This window comes from Actinosynnema sp. NPDC059335 (assembly GCF_042752395.1).
In the GTDB taxonomy this organism is placed as follows: domain Bacteria; phylum Actinomycetota; class Actinomycetes; order Mycobacteriales; family Pseudonocardiaceae; genus Actinosynnema.
Map to the genome: position 1 here is coordinate 1 of NZ_JBHYXZ010000293.1, position 4,094 is coordinate 4,094.

4 protein-coding genes are annotated in these 4,094 nt (G+C 73.4%); all 4 read left to right on the forward strand.

Going from position 1 to position 4,094, the window contains the following annotated elements; all coding sequences use genetic code 11:
* Positions 1-245: 245 nt before the first annotated feature.
* A complete protein-coding gene (locus tag ACFXGA_RS39745; protein ID WP_378098234.1) occupies positions 246-464 on the forward strand; it encodes a hypothetical protein in 219 nt (72 codons plus the stop codon).
* A gap of 76 nt (positions 465-540) precedes the next feature.
* Entirely contained in the window at positions 541-2,187 is a 1,647-nt protein-coding gene (locus tag ACFXGA_RS39750) for an RICIN domain-containing protein (protein WP_378098237.1), read from the forward strand.
* Positions 2,188-2,287: 100 nt separating this feature from the next.
* On the forward strand, positions 2,288-3,778 hold the full coding sequence (locus ACFXGA_RS39755; RefSeq protein WP_378098240.1) for an RICIN domain-containing protein: 1,491 nt from the start codon (positions 2,288-2,290) through the stop codon (positions 3,776-3,778).
* Positions 3,757-4,094 (forward strand): hypothetical protein (locus ACFXGA_RS39760; protein ID WP_378098243.1); only part of this gene is annotated, 338 nt, incomplete at its 3' end. The genes ACFXGA_RS39755 and ACFXGA_RS39760, both read left to right, overlap by 22 nt.

The following is a 4,094-nucleotide window of genomic DNA, read 5'->3' on the forward strand; positions in this document are numbered from 1 at the left end:
ATTTTTTTTTCCTTGTCTCTCGCCTGCGCGGCGCGGGGGGGGGCGGCCGGGCCGGGCGCCGGCGGCGGGGGGGGCGGCGCCCCCCGCCCGGCCGCGGCGACGACGGTGCGCCGAAGCCGAGGCGCCGGCGGATCACCGTCCACCAGGACGCCCCGAAACCCCAGTCGGACGGCGTCCAGGTCGGTCTCCCGACCAAGGTCGGCGAGAAGTGGCGCGGCAGGAACGGCTCACCCGAGGACACCCAGTTGTGGGTCGTGACGGTGACGCCGTGGGGCGGTGTGACCTTCGTGCCGATCACCCACCCGGACACGATCCTCGGGTTCAAGGACCACGCCGTGACCGCGAACAGCGAGGCGCGCGTGACCTACAACTGGGGTGGCGACTTCACCGGCACGGTCATCAACACCTTCTACCCCCGGTTGCCGAACGAGTGGGGAGTCCCCTACCACCACGTCTTCACGTGACCGCGCCCGCCGCAGCGCGAACCCGCCAGTGCCAATGGCCGTACCGCCCGGAAGGGGCAGCAGGGTGCCCGTGCCCATGCAGGATCTCAAGGTCGGAATAGTCAACGCCGCCACGAAGAAGGCGATCGGCGCGCAGGAGCCGCCGGCCGCGGACGGGCACCTCGTCGTCCGCGACTTCCCCGACGGCGGCCCGAGCCCGGCGCGGTGGCAACTCGTGCCCGTGCAGCCGGCGTCGGGGGATCAGGCGTACGTGATCCGCGACGCGGGCAGCGGCGAAGTGCTCGACAACCCCTCCGCGGCGGACGGGAAGGTTCACCGGCGGACCGCGAACGGCGGCCAGGCCCAGCAGTGGCGCGTCATCCCGGTGGACGGCGAAGCGGACCTCTACCGCATCGAGTGCGTCCGCGACGACGTCGTCCTCGGTCTGACCGATCCCGAGCACCCGGACGGACCCCGCCTCGTCCTGCGCGAGCACGACGAGGACGACGAGAGCCAGCGGTGGCGGTTCGTCCCGGCCGCGCCCGAACGCACCTCCGACCCCGTGCTGCGGTGGACGCCGGTAACCCACTGGAACGGTCGGCAGTCCTGGCGACTGGTCCGCTCGACCGCACTGCGGCCGGCGCCCGACGCGACGCCCTCCTTCAGCGACCCGCGGTTGGTCCTCGGGCGGTTCGGCAGCCGCCCGGACGCCGGAGGTTGGGAGAGCGACCCGGCCGCCCGGCCCCCGAGCGGCGACCCGGGCTGGAAGGCGGGGGCCGCCCCGCGTTTCGTCGCCGACCTCACGGGGCGGGGGCGGGTCGACCTCGTCGGGATCAAGCCCGGCAAGGGGATCGTGACGTCGTCCGGGAGGGGCGACGGCACGTTCGAGGAGACCGAGCGGGTCCTGCACCAGGTCGCGGGCTCGAACGACGCCGCGCGCCGCGAGGACGTCTTCTCCCTCGTGGACCTCTCGGTGGCGGGGGGGGTCCACGTCGTCGGCTTCCACGACGACGGCCTCCGGGTGTCGCGGCAGGGCCAGGACGGGCGGTTCACGCCGGCGGACGCCGAACCGGTCCTGCCGGCGTTCGGGTACGGCGACCGGGCCGGCGGGTGGCGGGTCGACAGGCATCCCCGCTCCCTGGTCGACACGACGGGTGACGGCCGGCTGGACGTCGTCGGGTTCCACGACGACGGCGTCTGGGTGTCGCTCCAGGACGAGGAGGGGGTCTTCTCCGAACCCGTGTTCACCCTCGACGACTTCGGGGTCGACAAGGGATGGCGTTCGGTCGAGGAGCACCCGCGGTTCCTGGTCAAGACCACCGCCGACGGCACGGTGGACATCGTCGGGTTCGGCCCGCAGGGGGTCGTCCTGTCACGCGGGCGCGGAGACGGCACGTTCGAGGAAGCCCGTCTCGTCCTCAACGACTTCGGGGGCGCCCAGGGGTGGACGGGGCGCAAGCACCTCCGACTCCTCGCCGACACCACCGGCGACGGGACCCTCGACATCGTCGGCTTCGGGGACGAAGGAGTCTGGGTGTCCCACGGCCGCGGCGGTGGGTTCGGGGCCGCTCAACTCGTCAGCCGGGGATTCGGGCACGACGAGGCGGCCGGGGGCTGGCGGGTCGACCACCACCCCCGCCACCTCGCCGACGTCACCGGCGACGGACGCCTCGACATCATCGGGTTCGGCGGCCCGGGGGTGCACGTCGCCCGCAACCTGTTCCGCCGCTTCATGGCCCGGTGAACACCGGCGCGACGCCCGCCGCCGGTCGAGCAGGTGCCGTGCGGGCGGGCGCGACGACGTCACCCGCGGCAGGACCGAACCGAGGAACGTGAGGAACGCGATGAGCTCCCCCGGCGCCACGACCACGCAACCCCCCTCCTACACGGCCACCGTGGTGGCGGGGAACGGGACCCAGGGCGGGGGTGGCGACGGCGGTCCCGCGACCTCCGCCCAGCTGAGCTACCCGGCGGGGATCGCGGTGGACGCCGGGGGTTCGCTCTACATCGCAGGGTGGCACAACCACCGGGTCCGGGTCGTCGCGCCGAACGGCGTGATCACCACCGTGGCGGGCACCGGTGTCGGCGGGTCCGACGGTGACGGCGGCCCGGCCACCTCCGCCCGCTTGAGCTACCCCGTGGACGTGGCGGTCGACGGCGCCGGGTCGCTCTACGTCATCGACCTGGACAGCCACCGGGTGCGCAAGGTCTCGAACGGCGTGATCACCACGGTGGCCGGTACCGGGACCGCCGGGTTCGACGGTGACGGCGGCCCGGCCACCGCAGCCCGGCTGTTCGGCCCGCGGAGCATCGCCGTGGACGGCGCCGGCAACCTCTACATCGCCGACACCGGCAACTACCGCGTCCGGAAGGTCGCGGCCGACGGGGTGATCACCACGGTGGCCGGGTCGGGGACGTCGGGAGGCGGCGGCGACAACGGTCCGGCCACCGCCGCCCAACTGTCCCACGCGATCCAGCTGGCCGTGGACGGCGCCGGGACCCTCTACATCTCCGACTCGGTGCACCACCGCGTCCGCAAGGTCGCCGCGAACGGGGTGATCACCACGGTGGCCGGGACCGGGACCGCCGGGTTCGACGGTGACGGCGGCCCGGCCACCTCCGCGCGCCTGAACTGCCCGGTCGGGGTCGAGGTCGACGGCGCCGGCAACCTCTACATCGCCGATTCCAGGAACGACCGGATCCGCAGGGTGAGCCCGAGCGGGGTGATCACCACGGTGGCGGACAACGTCACCTCGTGCTTCAACCGCGCCAACGACCGCACCTTCGACACGCCCAGGTTCTTCGACGCGATGGCCATGGACAACGCCGGCGACCTCTACCTCGCCGGCAGGGACAGGCAGCAGGTCGTGCGGATCACCCTGGCCGAGGACCCCGCTCTCCCCGCCTCAGGCACCGTGGTGTCCTGGATCAACCGGCGCAGCAGCCTGCGGCTGGGTGTCCGCAACGAGTCCTCCGCCGAAGACGCCCAGATCCACCAGAGCCCAGGCGGTCTCAAAGCCCACCGGCGGTGGCGGCTCACCGTGGTGGCGCAGGACCGGGGCGTCGACTACTACACGATCGAGAACATGAAGAGCGGCAAGGTGGTGGAAGCCGTCGGCACGAGCGTCGTCCAGCGCACCTACGCCGGCGCACGGCACCAGCAGTGGCAACTGCTCCCGGTGACCTCCGCGACCACCGGCGCTCCGGTGTACCGGATCGCGAACCGGGACAGCGGCCGGTTCCTGCACGTCGACTCCCGCAGCTCCGCGTCCATCGAACAGCGCGGCCCGCAGCCCGGCTACGACGGCCAGGAGTGGGAGCTGGAACCGGCATAGGGGCGCGTACGCGCGAAAGTCGCGCCTCGGAAAGCAATCGCCTCCAACGCGCCGGCGCCATCGCCGAACTGGCCGAGGCCGCCGCCGCACTGGGCGGTGAGGCGGCCGACGAGGCGCGTCGCCACGTCGCCGAACTCGCCCGGCTCGCCCACCGCGTGCCGGGACCGCACGTGGTGGCCGGCCTCGCCGCCGCGCGGGCGTTCCTGGCCGAGGAACCCGACCAGCTCACCGCCGTCGAGGACGCGCTCGCCGCGACCGGCACGCGGTTCCCGGTGCTGCACGCGCGGCTGCTGCTCCTCAAGGGCGCGCGTGCAGC

Excerpts from the sequence above, each read along its gene's own strand:
- ACFXGA_RS39750 (WP_378098237.1), top strand. The coding sequence starts at position 541 with ATGCAGGATCTCAAGGTCGGAATAGTCAACGCCGCCACGAAGAAGGCG.
- ACFXGA_RS39755 (WP_378098240.1), top strand. The coding sequence starts at position 2,288 with ATGAGCTCCCCCGGCGCCACGACCACGCAACCCCCCTCCTACACGGCC.